Raw genomic sequence first — 16663 nt, forward strand, 5'->3', positions numbered from 1 at the left:
AACGGCTTGTTGCGGGGGTTAACGCGCGGTTGCCGGATTGGCGGCGATCTGCGGCAGCGCGTGTCCTTTCGGACACGCAACCCGACCCGCAATGCTTAGCCGGCTGTCAGCTGACGCGAGCGAGGCCATCCTTGGCCGGCTGGTAGCTGGGATTGAGGCGCACGGCTTCGTGATAGGATTTCGCCGCCTTCGCCTTGTCGCCGCGCTTCTCGTAGATCAGCGCCTGGTTGGCCCAGGCCTCGGCATTCTGGCCGTCGAGCTTGATGGCCATGTTGAAATCGGAGAAGGCATTGTCCTCGTCGCCCGTCGCCAGATAGGACAGGCCGCGCCCGTTGTAAGGCTCCGCGGCATCAGGGGCCAGCGAGATGGCGGTCGAGAAATCCTCGATGGCGAATTTGTGCTGGCCCTGGCTCTGATAGATCAGGCCGCGATTGTGATAAGCGCGGGCGTCCGTGGTGTCGAGCTGGATCGCCTTCTGGAAATCGTTGAAGGCATCCTGGGTGCGGCCCGCCTTGCGATAGAGATTGCCGCGGCCGATATAGGCGGCATCATAATTGCCGTTGATCTGGATCGAGCGGTTGTAGTCGGCAAGCGCCGCTTCCTGATTGCCGAGGAAGCGCTGGATGAGCGCGCGGTTCGAATATGCCTGGTAGAAATTCGGATTGAGCTGGATAGCCTGGTTGAAGTCCTTGAGCGCCGCCTGGTACTGGCCGCCCCGGCCATAGGCCGAGCCTCGCACATTGTAGCCTTCGGGATCCTGGGGGTTGCGCTGGATGACCGCCGACAGCGAGGAGATGTTCTCGCTCGACCCCTGCGCCTTGTCGATGTTGTTGAACTCGCCGGCCGGGCCCGACGTCTGGCAGGCGGCAAGCACCAATCCGGAAAGCAGGGCCGCTGTCAGGGCGAAACCACGCAATGCGGTCCCCCGCTCCACGCTTGTTGCGTTCATGTCTGCCCTGTCCTCACTTGCCGCGTCGTTCAGGTCCGGATCCCCCCTCCGGGCCGGTCACAATGTCATAAAGTGTCAGAGCGTACCCCTGTGCGCCCAGGCGGGCGCACATGCTCTAAACAAAAAGGTGGCGGCGATTCCGCATCGCGCCACCTTGGTATCCTTCGAAAAGGACGAAATATTGGCGATAATCAGCGCGGCGGACGCGCTGCACCAGCAGCACCGGCGGCCACCGGACGCGGCGTCATCGGGAGCAGGCCTTCGCGCTGTGCGCGCTTGCGGGCCAGCTTGCGGGCGCGGCGCACGGCTTCAGCCTTTTCGCGGGCGCGCTTCTCGGAAGGCTTCTCGTAGTGACCGCGCATCTTCATTTCGCGGAAAATGCCTTCGCGCTGCATCTTCTTCTTCAGCGCGCGAAGCGCCTGATCAACGTTATTGTCGCGGACGAGTACCTGCACGGGCAATCCTGTCTTTCGGGTTTGATATCAATAGGCAAGCGGCCATAGCCACTAGCCTCCGCAGCGGTCGACACCACGAATTGTGGCGGCTGATAGCAGAATCAGACCGCGCTGTCCACAGCCGAAATGAAGGACGGCGGCCTAATCGCCACGAATGGACAAGAGATAGGGGGCCGACTACGCCGTGGCCAGATGCAGCCGTTCAAAATCCTCGAAGAACTCGCCATAATCGCAGGTGATCTCTTCGCCAATTGCAATGTCGCGGGTGGCGGTCGCGCCGCCATATTGCGAAAAGTCGGTGTTCGGCGTCGCCGAATGGTTCATGAAGCGGCCATTGTCGACCTCATAGACCATGAAACCCGGCCGATCGGGGCTCGGATAGGCGTAGCGGTCGAGCAACTCCTTCAGAGGCGGCGGCGCCGCCTCGTACTTGTCCATCGGAATCAGCCGGTCGAAATCGGGATCGAGGCGCCAGATCGAGGCGCCTTTCCGGATCGGCTCGGCGGCGAACATGCCGACGCCCTCGATCGCGCTCGCGGCCACGTAGGTTCGGATCAGCATCATGGTTCCAGGACCTTTTTCGGCAAGAAGACCCGTTTCGACAGGAAACGAGATCGTCAAATCGCGCCGAAAAAGCAAGTCCGGTGGGCTGCGTCAAAGCGACGAAGCGGCTGTTCGCCCCGAAAATCCTTCACGTCCGGTTGATCGAGACGCCGCCGTCGGCAAACAGCGCGGTCCCCGTGGTGAAGCTCGATGCATCGGAGGCGAGATAAAGCGCCGAGCGGGCAATCTCTTGCGGCTGCGCCATGCGTTTCAAGGCATGGATGCGTTCGACGAAAGCGCGGGCTTCGGGGGTGGTCGTCGTCGCGCCTGGGGTGTCGGTGCCGCCGGGCAGCAGCGCATTGACGCGCAGACCCCTCGGCCCGTATTCGGCGGCAAGAACTTGCGTCAGCCCGATCAGGCCGGCTTTGGCCGCCGCATAGGCCGCCATGCCCGGCATGCCGGCGGTGTAGCCGACAAAGCTCGACGTGAAGATCAGCGAGCCGCCACCCCGCTCCAGCATGGCCGGTATCTGGTACTTCGCGCAGAGGAAGGCGCTGGTCAGGTTGGTGTCCATCGTGTCGTGCCATGCCGCCGGCATCATCTCGGGCAGGGGCACCATCAAGCCGACGGCGCCGGCATTGTTGAAGGCGATGTCGAGACCGCCGAACTTCTCCAACGCGAGGTCGACAAGGGCCTTCGCATAGGCCTCGTCCCTGACGTCGCCGGCAAGGGCGACGGCGGTGCCCTCCGCGTCTGATATCTCGGCGACAAGCGTATCGAGCTCCGCCCGACGGCGGGCGGCGATGACGATCCTGGCGCCTTCCTCGGCAAAGAGCTTTGCCGTGGCGCGGCCGATGCCGGAACTGGCACCGGTGACGATGGCGATCTTGTTGGCGAGTGCGAGCATCTTTTACATCCCTGTTGTTCGTGCCGGTCTCGCCGGCAATCGGGATGCTTGGTCGCAAATGGAGTGGAGCACCCGAAAGCTGCGAAAGCGTTACTGCCTCATCAGCCAACCGAGCCGGCTGAGCGATAAGGCGTAGCTGACAGCGATGAGCATGGCGATGGTGATGCCCGCGACGGCGTACCCGGCGACATGGAATCCGGCGGCACCGGCAAGCAGGATGACCAGTTCCAGTACCAGCCGCACCATGCCTGGAACCGGCACCGGTGCGCGGCCAGATCGGCTTGGATCGCCTGGCACCGCGAACGTACCCCACAAGACAGCCGCAATGAACGGCAAGCCCAGAGCCAGGATCCAGTGCCACGATCCGCTGGAAAAGCTCCAGCCCGCCATGCCGATGCCGAGCAAGGCCGCAAGCTCCAGCAGGAAGCGCAACGTCAAGTTCCACCAGGCATTGCCCACGATCGTCCTCCGGAGTTTCACCGCCGGCACTGTGGCGGAAGGCCCTCATCGGAGCCAGAGAGCACGCGTCTTTTTCGTCGTGGCGCAAAACGGCAAGCGCCGTCGCAAACAGCGCAAGGGTGGCAGCGCTGTTTCGCTAGTGATACACCTCGCGCGCCGGGGCCGAGTGAACGCCCTGCGCCATTTTGCGAGACCTTTTTGGCGAGAGGCTGGGACGTTGAAAAAATATTCGGTATTCGCCATCGCCCGCGAGGCCATGCGCGGCCATAAGGGCTGGGAGGAGCAATGGTCCTCGCCCGAACCCAAGAAGGAATACGACGTCATCATCGTCGGTGCCGGCGGCCATGGCCTGGCCACCGCCTATTATCTTGCCACGGTGCACGGCATCACCAATGTCGCTGTGCTGGAAAAGGGCTGGCTCGGCGGCGGCAACACCGGCCGCAACACCACCATCATCCGCTCCAACTATCTCTATGACGAGAGCGCCGGCATCTACGACCACGCGTTGAAGCTGTGGGACGGGCTGAGCCAGGAACTCAACTACAACGTCATGTATTCAGCGCGCGGCGTCATGATGCTCGCCCACAATGTGCACGACATCCAGGTGCTGAAGCGCCACGTCCATGCCAACCGTCTCAACGGCATCGACAATGAATGGCTGTCGCCGGAGCAGGCCAAGGAATTCTGCCCGCCGCTCAACATCTCCCGGGAGGCGCGCTATCCGGTCGTCGGGGCGGCCCTGCAACGCCGTGGCGGCACCGCGCGCCACGATGCCGTCGCCTGGGGCTATGCGCGGGGTGCTTCCGCGCGCGGCGTCCACATCATTCAGAATTGCGAGGTCACCGGGGTCAAGCGGGCACCGAACGGCGCGGTCACCGGCGTCGAGACGACGCGCGGCTTCATCGGCGCCAAGAAGGTCGGCGTCGTCGCCGCCGGCCATTCCTCGGTGATCATGAACATGGCCGGCGTGCGTATGCCGCTGGAGAGCTACCCGCTGCAGGCGCTGGTGTCGGAGCCGATCAAGCCGGTGGTGCCCTGCGTGGTGATGTCGAACACCGTGCATGCCTACATCTCGCAGTCCGACAAGGGCGAACTGGTGATCGGCGCCGGCACCGACCAGTATGTCTCCTATTCGCAGACTGGCGGGCTTCACATATTGCAGCATACGCTCGACGCCATCTGCGAGATGTTCCCGATCTTCACGCGCATGAAGATGCTGCGCTCGTGGGGCGGCATCGTCGACGTGACGCCCGACCGCTCGCCGATCCTGGCCAAGACGCCGGTGCCCGGCCTGTATGTCAATTGCGGCTGGGGTACGGGCGGCTTCAAGGCAACACCGGGTTCAGGCCATGTCTTCGCCCACACCATCGCCAAGGACAATCCGCATCCGATCAACGCGCCCTTCACCATCGAACGCTTCCGCACCGGCCGTCTTATCGACGAGGCCGCAGCGGCGGCGGTGGCGCACTGATGATGACCGAAATGGCTGTCGCGATGCCGCTGATGCTGGCGGGGGAACAGGGCATGTTCCATTTTCCGACGCCGGAGGAAGTCCGGCTGCAGCCGATAAGCCGCGCCGGCAACGAGACCGCATGGCCGTTTTCGATCGACGAGGGAATGCTCGCCTGTGTGTGGAGCGCCGGCCAGAAAGTGGTGATGTTCTTTGAAGGCCGGCCGCATGGGCTGGATGAAGACGAGGATTTCAAACCGGTTGGCGTGATCGTCACCACCGACCCGATACAGCTGACGCTCGGCAACATGGCTAACCGCGCTCTGTTTCGGCCGGCGGCCAGCGTCGAGGAGCGGCTGAAGCTCGTCGCTCCATTCATGGCCATGGGTCAAAAGCTCTGCGACCAACCGGCGGGCGCGCACGTCGGCCACGGCGAACTGTAGGATCAAACACGATGCTTCTCATCCGCTGCCCCTATTGCGAGGAAGAACGCCCGGAACTCGAATTCCGCAACGCCGGCGAGGCGCATATAGCGCGTTCGGCCAACATGGCCGGCGAGAGCGACGACGATTTCGAGAAGTTCTTCTTCATCCGCTCGAACCCCAAGGGCATCATCTACGAGCGCTGGCGGCACATGCATGGCTGCGCCCGCTTCTTCAATGCCGTGCGCGACACCGTGACCGACAAGTTCATCATGACCTACAAGGCCGGCGAGTCGAAACCCGCCAAGCTGCCCAAAGACTCCAACGAAGTGGTTGCCAAATGAGCGGCGCATTCCGCATTCCGAGCGCCGGTCGCCTCAGCCAGGCGAAGACCGCGCGGTTCAGCTTCGACGGACAGCCCTATAGCGGCATCGAGGGCGACACGCTGGCCTCGGCACTGCTTGCCAATGGCGTGCATCTGGTCGGCCGCTCGTTCAAGTACCACCGGCCGCGCGGCGTGCTGTCCGCCGGCGCGGAAGAGCCCAACGCGCTGGTGCAGATCGTGCGTGACGACGCGCGCAAGACGCCGAATGTGCGCGCGACCGTGCAGGAGCTCTATGACGGGCTCGCCGCCAACTCGCAGAACCGCTGGCCGTCGCTGTCCTTTGACGTCGGCGCGGTCAACGACATCGCGTCGCCGATGTTTTCGGCCGGCTTCTACTACAAGACCTTCATGTGGCCGAAGGCCGCCTGGAAGAGCCTCTACGAGCCCAAGATCCGCGAAGCCGCAGGCCTTGGGGTTTCCCCCGACAGACCGGATCCCGACCATTATTCGTCGCGCTACGCGCATTGCGACGTGCTGGTGCTGGGCGGCGGTGCCGCCGGCATCGCGGCGGCACTTGCGGCGGCCGGGACCGGCGTACGCGTCATCCTGGCCGACGAGCAGGCCGAGTTCGGCGGCAGCCTGCGTTTCGAGAGTGGAGCCAAGATCGATGGCCAGGACGGTTTTGCCTGGGCGCAAGCGGCCATCGCCAGGCTGAACGCGATGGACAATGTCCGCGTGCTGCCGCGCACCACGGCGTTCGGCTACTACGCGCAGAATTTCGTCGCCCTGGTCGAGCGCGTCAGCGATCACCTCAAGGCTCCCGGCCATGATCTGCCGCGCGAACGGCTCTGGCAGGTCCGCGCCAAGCGCGTCGTGCTGGCCTCCGGCGCCATCGAGCGCCATATGGTGTTCGCCAACAATGACCGGCCGGGCATCATGCTGGCGGGCGCGGCGCGCACCTTCCTCAACCACTATGGCGTGGCCGTTGGCAGGAATGTCGGCGTCTACACCGCCAATGATTCGGCTTACGCGGCGGCGATCGACCTGAAGAAGGCCGGCGTCAATATCGCCGCGATCGTCGACCTGCGCGACAATCCGACCGGTCCGGTGATCGACGAGGCGAGGGCGCTCGGCATCGAGATCAATTTTGGCCGCGCGGTGATCCGCGCCGGCGGCAAACTGCGCGTGTCGTCGATGACGGTGCAGCCGAAGAATGGCGGCGGCGAGCGCACCATCCCCGTCGATGCAATCCTGATGTCGGCCGGCTGGACGCCGTCGGTCCATTTGTTCTCGCAGTCGCGCGGCAAGGTCGCCTTCAATCACGAGACCCAGCGCTTCGTGCCGGGCACCTATGCGCAGGACTGCGTCTCGGTCGGCGCTTGCAACGGCACCGACGGCTTGTCGGCCACGGTGGACGAGGCCTATGCGGCGGGCGCCAAGGCGGCCAAGGATGCCGGCGCCAAAACCGCCAAGGGCACGAAGCCGAAGGTCGATGCCTCGGAGAACTGGTCGCGCGGCATGCTGGGTGCCGCGCCGGGGGCCGGGCCGGACACGACGGTGAAAGCCTTTGTCGATTTCCAGAACGACGTTACCGCCAAGGACATCCGCCAGGCGGTGCATGAAGGCATGCGCTCGATCGAGCACGTCAAGCGCTTCACCACCAACGGCATGGCGACCGACCAGGGCAAGACCTCCAACATGCATGGACTGGCGATTGCGGCGGAGACGCTGGGTAAGCCGATCCCGGAGGTCGGCCTGACCACGTTCCGCGCGCCTTACACGCCTGTCACCTTCGGCGCGATCGTCAGCCATGCGCGCGGGCCGCTGTTCGATCCGACGCGCAAGACGGCGATCCATCCGTGGGCAGAGGCACATGGTGCCGTGTTCGAGGATGTCGGCCAGTGGAAGCGCGCCTGGTATTTCCCCAAGGCCGGCGAAGACATGCATGCCGCGGTCGACCGCGAATGCGTCGCCGTCCGTAACCAGGCAGGCCTGTTCGACGCCTCGACACTGGGCAAGATCGAAGTGGTCGGGCCGGATGCCGCCAAGTTCATGGAACTGCTCTACACAAACCCGTGGGAGAAGCTGGAGCCCGGCCGCTGCCGCTATGGCATCATGCTGCGCGAGGACGGCTTCATCTATGATGACGGCGTCGTCGGCAGGCTGGCGCCGGACCGTTTCCACGTGACGACGACGACTGGCGGCGCGCCGCGCGTCATGAACCATATGGAGGACTATCTCCAGACCGAGTTCCCGCATTTGAATGTCTGGCTGACCTCGATCACCGAGCAATGGGCGGTCATCGCCGTGCAGGGGCCGAGCGCGCGGAAGATTATCGAACCTTTGGTCGAAGGCATCGACATGTCCGACGAGGCGCTGCCGCATATGTCGGTGCGCGAAGGCAAGATCTGCGGCGTGCCGACCAGGCTGTTCCGCATGTCGTTCACCGGCGAGCGCGGCTTCGAAGTCAACGTGCCGGCCGATTACGGCCAGGCCGTCTGGGAGGCGCTGTGGGCCGAAGGCCAGAAGCATGGCGCCGCCGCCTACGGCACCGAGGCCATGCACGTGCTGCGCGCCGAGAAGGGCTACATCATCGTCGGCCAGGACACGGATGGCACGGTGACGCCGAACGACGCCGGGCTCGACTGGGCGGTCGGCAAAAAGAAGACCGACTTCGTCGGCATCAGGGGCATGATGCGGCCGGACCTGGTCGCCAAGGGCCGCAAGCAGCTTGTCGGCCTCAAGACCAAGGACCCGAAGGTGGTGCTGGAAGAGGGCGCGCAGATCGTCGAAGATCCCAAACAGGCGATCCCGATGAAGATGATCGGCCATGTCACCTCGAGCTACTGGTCGCAGAATTGCGGCCGTTCCGTAGCGTTGGCGCTGGTCACCGGCGGCCGTGACCGGATGGGCGACACGCTTTACGTGCCGATGCCGAACGGGGTGATCGAAGTGGAGGTTACCGGCATGGTGTTCTTCGACGAGACGGGAGGGCGCCTCAATGGCTAAGGCTGCTGCAAAGACAACCGCGACGGCTTCGCCTTCGGCCGAGCGGCGTCCGGCATTGGCCGGGCGCAGCGTCTCCGCGACGGGCGTCAAGGTCGAGGTGCTGCCGCCGGCCGAACGCATTTCGCTGCGCGCGCCGGAGGCTTCCGTCGCGGCCCTGTCGAAAGCGCTCGGCGTGACCTTGCCGAAGAAGCCGAAGACTTCAACGTCGAAAGCCGGGCGCACGGCGCTTTGGCTTGGGCCGGACGAATGGCTGGTCATCGACGAGGCCGGCAATGACCCGCTCGCCGATTGCGCAGGGGTTTCCGCCTTGCATTCGTCGGTCGGCATCTCGCATCGCAACATTGCCATAGCCGTCACTGGTCCGGCGGCCGAAGCCGCGATCAATTCGGGCTGCCCGCAGGATCTGTCGCTCGAAGCCTTCCCCGTGGGCGCCGCCTCGCGCACCATTCTCGGCAAGGCCGAGATCGTGCTGTTGCGCACGGCCGAGGACGCCTTCCGGGTCGAATGCTGGCGTTCCTTCTCGGACTATGTCTTTACTTTCCTGTCCGAGGGAGCCCGCGACGCCGCCGGCTGATCCCGGAACGTTTGCCGCCAGCATTCGTTGTGCGGCGACAGGTCGAGGGAGAAATGCCGATGCCGTCGAAGTCCGCGCCGAAATCGCCCAAGAAAACCATAGCGAAAACGGCGGCGGTTCGCTCGTTTGAACATGAGCGGCATCACGAGGCCAACGCCGAAGAGGAACTCGAGGAGGGCCTCGAGGACACGTTCCCGGCCAGCGATCCGGTGTCCATTACCGGCTCGGCCATTCCGGGCGGGCCGGCGAAACCCGGCAAGGCCAAGACCGTCCCCGGACGCAAGGCCCGCCAGCCCTGATTGAGAAATTTTGGTCGAGAGGCATCTTCCCAACACCTCAGCGGATGCGATATTCAAAGCGCTTTGGAGAGGGAAAATGACGATAAGAGCCATTGTCTGGGGCGAGAACGTCCACGAACAGACCAATGCCGCCGTGCGAGGCCTCTATCCCCTCGGCATGCATGGCACCATCGCGGCCGCGCTCAACCGGGACAAGGGCATCGAGGCGACCACCGCCACCTTGCAGGAACCGGAGCATGGCCTGAGCGAAAAGCGCCTTGCCGCCACCGACGTGCTTCTATGGTGGGGGCATGTGGCGCATGGCGAGGTCAAGGATGAGGTCGTCGAGCGGGTGCAGAAGCGGGTCTGGGAGGGCATGGGGCTGATCGTGCTCCATTCCGGCCACTACTCGAAAATATTCAAGCGGCTGATGGGCACGCCCTGTTCGCTGAAATGGCGCGAGGCAGGCGAGCGCGAGCGTGTCTGGGCGATCAACCGCGGTCACCCGATCGCGCAAGGCATCGGCGAATGCCTAGAGATCGGCGAGACGGAAATGTATGGCGAGCCGTTCGCGGTGCCAGAGCCGCTGGAGACGGTGTTCATCTCCTGGTACGAGGGCGGCGAGGTGTTCCGGTCGGGGCTGACCTATCAGCGCGGCGCCGGCCGCATCTTCTATTTCTCGCCCGGCCACGAGACCTATCCGATCTATCACAATGAGGGCGTGCTGCAGGTGCTGCGCAACGCCGTGCACTGGGCGCACAACCCGGCACCCGCGTGGGCCGGTATCACCAATGCACCCAACGTGCCGACCGACAAGGCCAAGGAGAAGATCGTCCAGAAGGGCCTACGCCTGCATGCCGACGGCGACAAGGGATTGAGCTGATTGGGGCCTGAGCTGATTGGGGCCTGAGTTGATTGGGGGCTGAGTTGCCTGGGATGAGTTGATGAGGGGCTTGGGTCGATGACACACAGGCTGCTTCTGCTCGGCACCGGTGGTATTGCCGGGCATCACGTCGAGGAATTTGCCGCGATTCCCGGCTGCACGATCGTCGCTTGTGTCGATCAGGTGCCGGGCCGCGCGGCGGCGTTTGCCGCCGCCAACAGGATCGGCGATTTCTTCGAGAGCCTGGAGGCGGCGATCGCCTGGGGGCAGTTCGACGCCGCCATCAACGCGACGCCGGACGGCGTGCACAAGGCAACGACGCTGGCCCTGCTGGCTGCGGAAAAGCACGTTTTCTGCGAAAAGCCTCTGGCGCCGAACCACGCCGATGCGCTGGCCATGACGGAAGCGGCCGAGGCGGCCGGGGTCGTCAACATGGTCAACCTGACCTATCGCAACTCGCCCGCGATCCAGGAAGCGCGGCGCATGGTGCAGGCCGGCGAGATCGGCGATTTGCGCCATGTCGAGGCGAGCTACAAGCAGAGCTGGCTGGTCAGCAAATCCTGGGGCGACTGGCGGGTCGAGGACAAGTGGCTGTGGCGCCTGTCGAGCCGGCATGGTTCGACAGGTGTGCTGGGCGATGTCGGTATCCATATCCTCGATTTCGCCACCTACGGCGCGGCGGAGGACATCGTCAGCCTGCATGCCGATCTGGTGACGTTTCCGAAGGCCGACGGCGATCGGATCGGCGATTACGTGCTGGATGCCAATGACAGCGTGGCGATGACGGCGCGGCTGAAGTCGGGCGCGCTCGCCACGATCGTGGCGAGCCGCTACATGACCGGCAACACCAATGAGCTGTCGCTGGCCATGCACGGCACCAAGGGAGCCATCAAGGTCGAGACCGACGGCAAGGTGTCAAGCCTGTCGGCTTGCCTCGGCAAGGATGTCGACCAGCAACGCTGGCGGACGCTGACGCCGCCGGATGTCAAGCGCAACGCCCGGCGTTTTGCCGAAGCGCTGAACACCGGCCTGAACGGCGATCCGTCCTTCCGGCGCGCCGCCGACATGCAGAAGCTGATCGACGCGGCCTTTGAGAGTTCTGCTGCCATGCGACCGCTGACGATCGCCTGATACGGTCCTTCGGAGAGCCAGTCCCAGCCAAAAGCTGGGCTCCGAGGCAACTTTTCGAAGGCCGTGGATCAGAAGTTCGGAACGATCCACGGATTGATGTCGATGCCGAGCCGCGGGCTCTTGACTTTGGTCGAGCTGGTGGTCGTTTTTTCGACCGATCCCGTCGCGCTGCAATCAAGCTTCGCATGGGTCTTGGTGTCAACGCAGGTTACGGCAGGCGCCTGCTTGACCGGCTGGGTGGCGCTGGCGGCGAAGGCCGAGCCTGAAAGTGCCAGCACGGCGGCGAGGGCGAGGAGGGTCTTTTTCATTGTCAGTCTCCGTTCTTGACGGGTAAATTCTTTTCGTACATGTACGATATGCTGTACAGATACGCCCGTCGATCCGGAAGTTCAAGCCAAAATCGTACGCGTACGGTAGATTTTTGTTAACCCAAAATTTCCCCCCGGTTTGGCCGGGGATGACGAGGTGATCCAGGAATGAAAGAAGCAACTGTCAGCAGTTGACCGGCGTCTCGGTCAGAGGCGGCACCTCTTGCGTGCTGAGCGTGGCAAGGGTGAAATCGCACATCCGCTTCACGAAAGCCTGCGGGTCGCCGAAGGGGTAGAAGGGAAAGGTGATCAGCAGCGAGATCGTGCCGTGGCCGACGGCCCACAGCATGGTGGCGATGGCGCGCGGATCGCCATGCAATTTGCCGGCGGCGACGCAGGCTTCGACCCGCTTGATGAGCACTTTCATCGCCGGGTTGCCTTCCTCCATGTCCTTATAGCTTCGGCCTTCCGGCGGCTTGGTTTTTTCCGTCATGAAGACGGTGCGGTATTCATTGGGATTGCCGAGCCCGAACGCGGCATATTCGGTCATCACAGCCTGCAGGGCCTCGATCGGATCGTCGGACGGGTGCTCCTCGATGCGGCGGGCAAGCGTCTCGAACGCATCTTCGGCCAGCGCGAACAGGATGTCCTGCTTGTCGGCGAAATAGGAATAGACGGACATCGGCGCATAGCCGACCCGCTTGGCCAGCTTGCGGATGGTCAGGCCTTCATAGCCGTCTTCCTGGACGAGCTTGTGCGCGGCCTCGACGAGCTCGGAGCGCAGTTCGGCCTTTTGTTTTTCGCGGCGTTTCTGGACGCTCAGCGGCAAGTCTGGTGCCTCATTTGGTTGGTGTACCTGGCTAATTATATACGCTGTACGGAAACGAACAAGGGCGGCGCCTGTTCCCAGGCATCCTGCGGCAGGCGCACGAAGCTCTGGACGATGCCGGCATTGTTGACGGCGACATCCAGCCTGCCGAATTTTTCGACCGCCAGCCTGACCAGGCTCTCGGACAGGCTTTCATCCGCGATGTTGCCGGCGAGGATTGCCGTCTCGGCCTCAAGGGAGCCGGCAAGATCGGCCAGTGCCTCCTCGTTAAGATCCGACAGCACCAGCCGCGCGCCTTCGGCGGCAAAGCCTTTCGCGGCACCACGGCCGAGCCCGCCGGCGGCACCCGTGATCAGCACCGTTGCTCCCTCGAAGCGTCCCATTGCGTCTCCCATCACGTCTGCTTGTCGATCAGTTTGGCGGCGAGATGCGAAAGCAGCTTCACCGCCTCGCCGTAGGTTTTGGCCTTTTCGGGATTGGAGGCGTTGCCGTCGAGCGACCGCTTGTAGACGCCCTGGCAGATCGCGGCCAGCCGGAAGAAGGAGAAGGCGAGGAAGAAGGTCCAGTTTCCGATGCCGGTGAGCCCGCGCCGGCGGCAATAGGCGGCGACATAGTCCTCTTCGGAAGGCAGGCCGAGGGCGGCGCGGCCGATACCGCCCAGGCCGCGAAAACCGGAAGCATGCGGCAGGCGCCATTGCATGCATTGATAGGCGATGTCGGCGAAGGGGTGGCCCAATGTCGAGAGTTCCCAATCAAGCACCGCCAGCACCTTTGGCCGGTCCGGGGCGAAGATCAGATTGTCCAGCCGATAGTCGCCATGCACCAGCGATATCAGGCCATCATCGGCGGGCATATGCGTTTCCAGCCAGGCGATCAGCTGGTCCATGTCGGCGATGGTGCCGGTTTCCGAGGCACGGTACTGGCTGGTCCAGCGCGCCAGCTGGCGCTCGAAATAATTGCCCGGCCGGCCGAAATCGGACAGCCCCACGGCCTCGACGTCGACATCGTGCAGGGCCGCGAGCGTGGCGTTCATGGCATCGTAGATCGCGGCGCGCTCGTCATTGTCGCACGCCTCCGGCAGTGCCGGATCCCAGAAGATGCGGCCGTCGAGGAAATTCATGACGTAGAACATGCGGCCGACCGGCGACTCCTCGGCCGATAGATGCAGCATTTCGGGCACCGGCACGGCGGTGCCGGAAAGCGCCTTCATCACCCGGAATTCGCGGTCGACCTGATGCGCCGATTTCAGCAGCTGCCCCGGTGGCTTGGCGCGCAGCACGTAGCGGCCGCTGGCCGCCTTCAGGAGATAGGTCGGGTTGGACTGGCCGGATTTGAATTTCTCGATCGTGGCGAGCCCCGAAAAGCCTGGGATTGCCGCCTCGAGGTAAGGCGCGAGCGCTGCCTGGTCGAGCGCGTTGGCGTCGTTCATGCGGTCTCGGGCTGGCGTTCGATCAGGGTCAGCGTCAGCCAGCGGGCGGTGAGCGCCGGTTTCTTCGAGCCCTCGATCTCGATCGTCACATCGTGCGCTGTCTGCACCCAGCCCGACGGCCGGACCTTGACGTCGGCCAGCACGAAATGGGTGCGGATGCGAGCGCCGGTCTTGACCGGTGCCAGGAAGCGCAGCGAATCGAAGCCGTGGTTGACGCCCATCTTGCCATTTTCCAGCGGCGGCATGGTCTCGAAGGTCATTGCCGACAACAGCGACAGCGACAGGAAGCCATGCGCGATGGTGCCGCCGAACGGCGTTTCGCGCTTGGCCCGCTCCGGATCGCAGTGGATGAATTGGTGGTCGTCGGTGGCGTCGGCGAATTGATCGATCATGCGTTGCGTGACCACACGCCACGGTGAGACGCCGACTTCCTTGCCGACACTGGCCAGAAGCACATCGAGACTGATCGGTTCCACGCTCATGTCCTCCAGTTCATCTCCGGCTTCTGCGGCCGGAACATGTCATTCCTTGAACAGGGTCAATCCATGCTGCACCGACTGCCCGCCGTCGATCGGCAGGATGGCGCCGGTGACATAGCTGCCCGCACGGCTGCACAAATAGAGCGTTGCGCCGGCAATGTCATCTGGCGCGCCGATGCGGCCGATCGGAACATGGCTGCCGACATGCCGGGCCTGTTCCTCAGTAGCCGTTGCAAAGGCCGTCATGCGGCTCTGGAAAGGCCCCGGCGCGAAGGCGTTGACGGTGATGCGGCGGGCGGCGAACTCAAGCGCCAGGGTGCGTGTCAGATGATGAACAGCGGCCTTGGAGGCGGCGTAGGAATAGGCGTCGTCGGCCAAGGGCTGCGTGCCCATCACCGAACCCAGATTGATCACCCGGGCCGGATCGTCGTCGCTGGCCGCCGCTTCGAGCAGCGGCAGCAATTCGCGCGTCAGATGGAAGACCGCGGTGACATTGACGCCGAACACCTTGGCCCAGGCGTGATAGGGAAAGCTCTCCAGCGGGGCGCCCCAGGAAACGCCGGCATTGTTGACCAGAATATCGAGCCTGTCGGTCCGCGCCTTGACCTCGGCGACGAGCGCCGCAATGCCGGCCTCGCTGGAGACGTCGCCGGCAAAGCCCTCGGCGCGGCCAGAGGCGCCGAGGGCGTTCAGCTCGCCGGCGACCTTGATGCAATCCTCGCCCTTGCGCGAAGAGATCATCACGCTGGCTCCCGTCCTGACCAGCGCGGTCGCAGCCATGCGGCCGATGCCTGTCGCGGCTCCCGTCACCAGCGCGATCTTGCCGGTCACCGAAAACAGCTCGTCCAGGTAGGCCATTCCAATCCTCCGCGCTCGGTGTGCGGGCAAACAGTTCGCGTTGACAAGGCTATCCGAAGTGCGGTCATCCTTGCCACTGACAAAATGCCCGGCTTGCATGAAGGGTTAGCGACCGATGAGGGAGATGAATCTCGGCATGACCGAGCGGCTGAAGCCGATCCACGCGCGTGTCGCTGCCATGGTGCGCGACGAGATCATGCCGCTCGACAAGGAATTCCTGGGCGAAGTCGGCAAGGCCGGCGATCGCTGGACCTACAGCGCGCGCCAGAGCGAGATCCTCGAAGGGCTGAAGAAGACCGCGAGAGAGCGCGGCCTTTGGAATTTCTGGCTGACCGGCTCGGAACGCGGTTATGGCCTTTCCACTGTCGAATACGCCTATCTTGCAGAAGAAATGGGCAAGGCGCATCTCGGCGCCGAGACCTTCAACTGCTCGGCGCCCGACACCGGCAATATGGAGGTGCTGGAGCGCTATGGCACGGCCGAGCACAAGAAGACCTGGCTCGAGCCGCTTTTGGATGGAAAAATCCGTTCGGCCTATCTGATGACCGAGCCGGATGTCGCCTCGTCCGACGCCACCAACATTTCGATGAGCTGCGAGCGGCAGGGCGACGACTATGTGCTCAACGGCGAGAAATGGTGGGCGTCGGGCGCGGGCGATCCGCGGTGCGCCATCTACATCGTCATGGTGCGGACCGGCGGTGATCGGGAGCCGCAGCACCGCCGCCATTCGATGATCCTGGTGCCTGCCGGCACGAAAGGCGTGACCAAGGTCCGCGCCATGCAGGTCTATGGCGAGGATGACGCGCCGCATGGCCACATGCATCTTCGCTTCGACAATGTCCGGGTGCCGGCATCCAACCTGATCCTCGGCGAGGGCAGGGGATTCGAGATCGCGCAGGGCCGGCTCGGCCCCGGCCGCATCCATCATTGCATGCGCGCCATCGGCCAGGCCGAGATGGCGCTGGAGATGCTGTGCCAGCGTTCGGTCCGCCGCGAGGCCTTCGGCCAGCCCCTGGCGAAACTCGGCGCCAATTTCGACATCATCGCCGAATGTCGCATGGAGATCGAGATGGCCCGGCTGCTGTGCCTCAAGGCGGCGTGGATGATCGATCAGGGCGATGCGCGCGCCGCGGCTCCCTGGATCAGCCAGATCAAGGTGATCGCACCGCGCGTTGCGCTGAAAGTCACCGACGAAGCGGTACAGATGTTCGGCGCGCAAGGCATCAGCCAGGACACGCCGCTGGCCCGCTCGTGGACGCATCTCAGAACCTTGCGCCTTGCCGATGGGCCGGACGCCGTGCATCTGCGGCAGGTGGCACGCACGGAGCTGAAGAAGTACACACAGGAGAAGATCTGAGCAGCGGTTCAGGCCGCC

20 protein-coding genes are annotated in these 16663 nt (G+C 64.1%); 9 read left to right on the forward strand and 11 right to left on the reverse strand.

The window, feature by feature from the left end; all coding sequences use genetic code 11:
* Positions 1 to 106: 106 nt before the first annotated feature.
* From FJ958_RS09470 to FJ958_RS09490, 5 genes are all read right to left on the reverse strand, one after another.
* On the reverse strand, positions 107 to 949 hold the full coding sequence (locus tag FJ958_RS09470) for a tetratricopeptide repeat protein (protein WP_140609626.1): 843 nt from the start codon (positions 947 to 949) through the stop codon (positions 107 to 109).
* A 191-nt stretch (positions 950 to 1140) separates the two neighbouring features.
* On the reverse strand, positions 1141 to 1404 hold the full coding sequence (gene rpsU / locus FJ958_RS09475) for a 30S ribosomal protein S21 (protein WP_008874389.1): 264 nt from the start codon (positions 1402 to 1404) through the stop codon (positions 1141 to 1143).
* A gap of 177 nt (positions 1405 to 1581) precedes the next feature.
* Positions 1582 to 1968 (reverse strand): SET domain-containing protein-lysine N-methyltransferase, encoded by a 387-nt coding sequence (locus FJ958_RS09480; RefSeq protein WP_140609628.1) that lies wholly within the window; start codon positions 1966 to 1968, stop codon positions 1582 to 1584.
* A 127-nt stretch (positions 1969 to 2095) separates the two neighbouring features.
* A complete protein-coding gene (locus FJ958_RS09485; RefSeq protein WP_140741861.1) occupies positions 2096 to 2854 on the reverse strand; it encodes an SDR family oxidoreductase in 759 nt (252 codons plus the stop codon).
* Between the two features lie 90 nt (positions 2855 to 2944).
* A complete protein-coding gene (locus FJ958_RS09490) occupies positions 2945 to 3313 on the reverse strand; it encodes a YrdB family protein (protein WP_140741863.1) in 369 nt (122 codons plus the stop codon).
* A gap of 217 nt (positions 3314 to 3530) precedes the next feature.
* On the opposite strand from FJ958_RS09490, the gene FJ958_RS09495 reads away from it, so the two are divergent.
* The 8 genes from FJ958_RS09495 (at position 3531) to FJ958_RS09530 (ending at position 11385) form a co-directional block, all read left to right on the forward strand.
* A complete protein-coding gene (locus FJ958_RS09495) occupies positions 3531 to 4784 on the forward strand; it encodes a sarcosine oxidase subunit beta (protein ID WP_140741865.1) in 1254 nt (417 codons plus the stop codon).
* Positions 4784 to 5206 carry a hypothetical protein gene (locus tag FJ958_RS09500; RefSeq protein WP_140741867.1) on the forward strand — a complete coding sequence of 141 codons (423 nt, stop codon included), beginning with the start codon at positions 4784 to 4786 and terminating at the stop codon, positions 5204 to 5206. Before FJ958_RS09495 ends, FJ958_RS09500 begins: the two co-directional genes overlap by 1 nt.
* Before the next feature lie 11 nt (positions 5207 to 5217).
* Complete coding sequence (locus FJ958_RS09505; protein WP_140741870.1) at positions 5218 to 5529, forward strand: sarcosine oxidase subunit delta; 312 nt, start codon at positions 5218 to 5220, stop codon at positions 5527 to 5529.
* A complete protein-coding gene (locus FJ958_RS09510) occupies positions 5526 to 8519 on the forward strand; it encodes a sarcosine oxidase subunit alpha (RefSeq protein WP_140741871.1) in 2994 nt (997 codons plus the stop codon). The genes FJ958_RS09505 and FJ958_RS09510 overlap by 4 nt, the downstream gene beginning before the upstream one ends.
* Entirely contained in the window at positions 8512 to 9093 is a 582-nt protein-coding gene (locus FJ958_RS09515) for a sarcosine oxidase subunit gamma (RefSeq protein WP_140741872.1), read from the forward strand. Before FJ958_RS09510 ends, FJ958_RS09515 begins: the two co-directional genes overlap by 8 nt.
* 59 nt (positions 9094 to 9152) lie before the next feature.
* The gene (locus tag FJ958_RS09520; protein WP_140741874.1) at positions 9153 to 9392 is read left to right on the forward strand and encodes a hypothetical protein; all 240 of its coding nucleotides are present in this window, start codon (positions 9153 to 9155) and stop codon (positions 9390 to 9392) included.
* A 76-nt stretch (positions 9393 to 9468) separates the two neighbouring features.
* Positions 9469 to 10254: a ThuA domain-containing protein gene (locus tag FJ958_RS09525; RefSeq protein ID WP_140741876.1), complete on the forward strand. Its 786-nt coding sequence runs from the start codon at positions 9469 to 9471 to the stop codon at positions 10252 to 10254.
* A gap of 78 nt (positions 10255 to 10332) precedes the next feature.
* On the forward strand, positions 10333 to 11385 hold the full coding sequence (locus tag FJ958_RS09530) for a Gfo/Idh/MocA family oxidoreductase (RefSeq protein WP_140741878.1): 1053 nt from the start codon (positions 10333 to 10335) through the stop codon (positions 11383 to 11385).
* A gap of 68 nt (positions 11386 to 11453) precedes the next feature.
* Here FJ958_RS09530 and FJ958_RS09535 read toward each other — a convergent pair whose 3' ends face one another.
* From FJ958_RS09535 to FJ958_RS09560, 6 genes are all read right to left on the reverse strand, one after another.
* On the reverse strand, positions 11454 to 11693 hold the full coding sequence (locus FJ958_RS09535) for a DUF680 domain-containing protein (RefSeq protein WP_140741880.1): 240 nt from the start codon (positions 11691 to 11693) through the stop codon (positions 11454 to 11456).
* A gap of 184 nt (positions 11694 to 11877) precedes the next feature.
* Positions 11878 to 12522 (reverse strand): TetR/AcrR family transcriptional regulator, encoded by a 645-nt coding sequence (locus FJ958_RS09540; RefSeq protein WP_140741882.1) that lies wholly within the window; start codon positions 12520 to 12522, stop codon positions 11878 to 11880.
* A gap of 35 nt (positions 12523 to 12557) precedes the next feature.
* The gene (locus tag FJ958_RS09545) at positions 12558 to 12905 is read right to left on the reverse strand and encodes an SDR family NAD(P)-dependent oxidoreductase (protein WP_246679567.1); all 348 of its coding nucleotides are present in this window, start codon (positions 12903 to 12905) and stop codon (positions 12558 to 12560) included.
* A gap of 11 nt (positions 12906 to 12916) precedes the next feature.
* The gene (locus FJ958_RS09550) at positions 12917 to 13951 is read right to left on the reverse strand and encodes a phosphotransferase (protein ID WP_140741884.1); all 1035 of its coding nucleotides are present in this window, start codon (positions 13949 to 13951) and stop codon (positions 12917 to 12919) included.
* The gene (locus tag FJ958_RS09555) at positions 13948 to 14433 is read right to left on the reverse strand and encodes a MaoC family dehydratase (RefSeq protein WP_280175382.1); all 486 of its coding nucleotides are present in this window, start codon (positions 14431 to 14433) and stop codon (positions 13948 to 13950) included. The genes FJ958_RS09550 and FJ958_RS09555 overlap by 4 nt, the downstream gene beginning before the upstream one ends.
* A gap of 39 nt (positions 14434 to 14472) precedes the next feature.
* Complete coding sequence (locus tag FJ958_RS09560) at positions 14473 to 15288, reverse strand: SDR family oxidoreductase (protein ID WP_140741886.1); 816 nt, start codon at positions 15286 to 15288, stop codon at positions 14473 to 14475.
* Positions 15289 to 15403: 115 nt separating this feature from the next.
* On the opposite strand from FJ958_RS09560, the gene FJ958_RS09565 reads away from it, so the two are divergent.
* Entirely contained in the window at positions 15404 to 16645 is a 1242-nt protein-coding gene (locus tag FJ958_RS09565; protein ID WP_140741888.1) for an acyl-CoA dehydrogenase family protein, read from the forward strand.
* Positions 16646 to 16663 lie beyond the last annotated feature (18 nt).

This window comes from Mesorhizobium sp. B2-3-5, assembly GCF_006442395.1.
GTDB lineage: Bacteria > Pseudomonadota > Alphaproteobacteria > Rhizobiales > Rhizobiaceae > Mesorhizobium.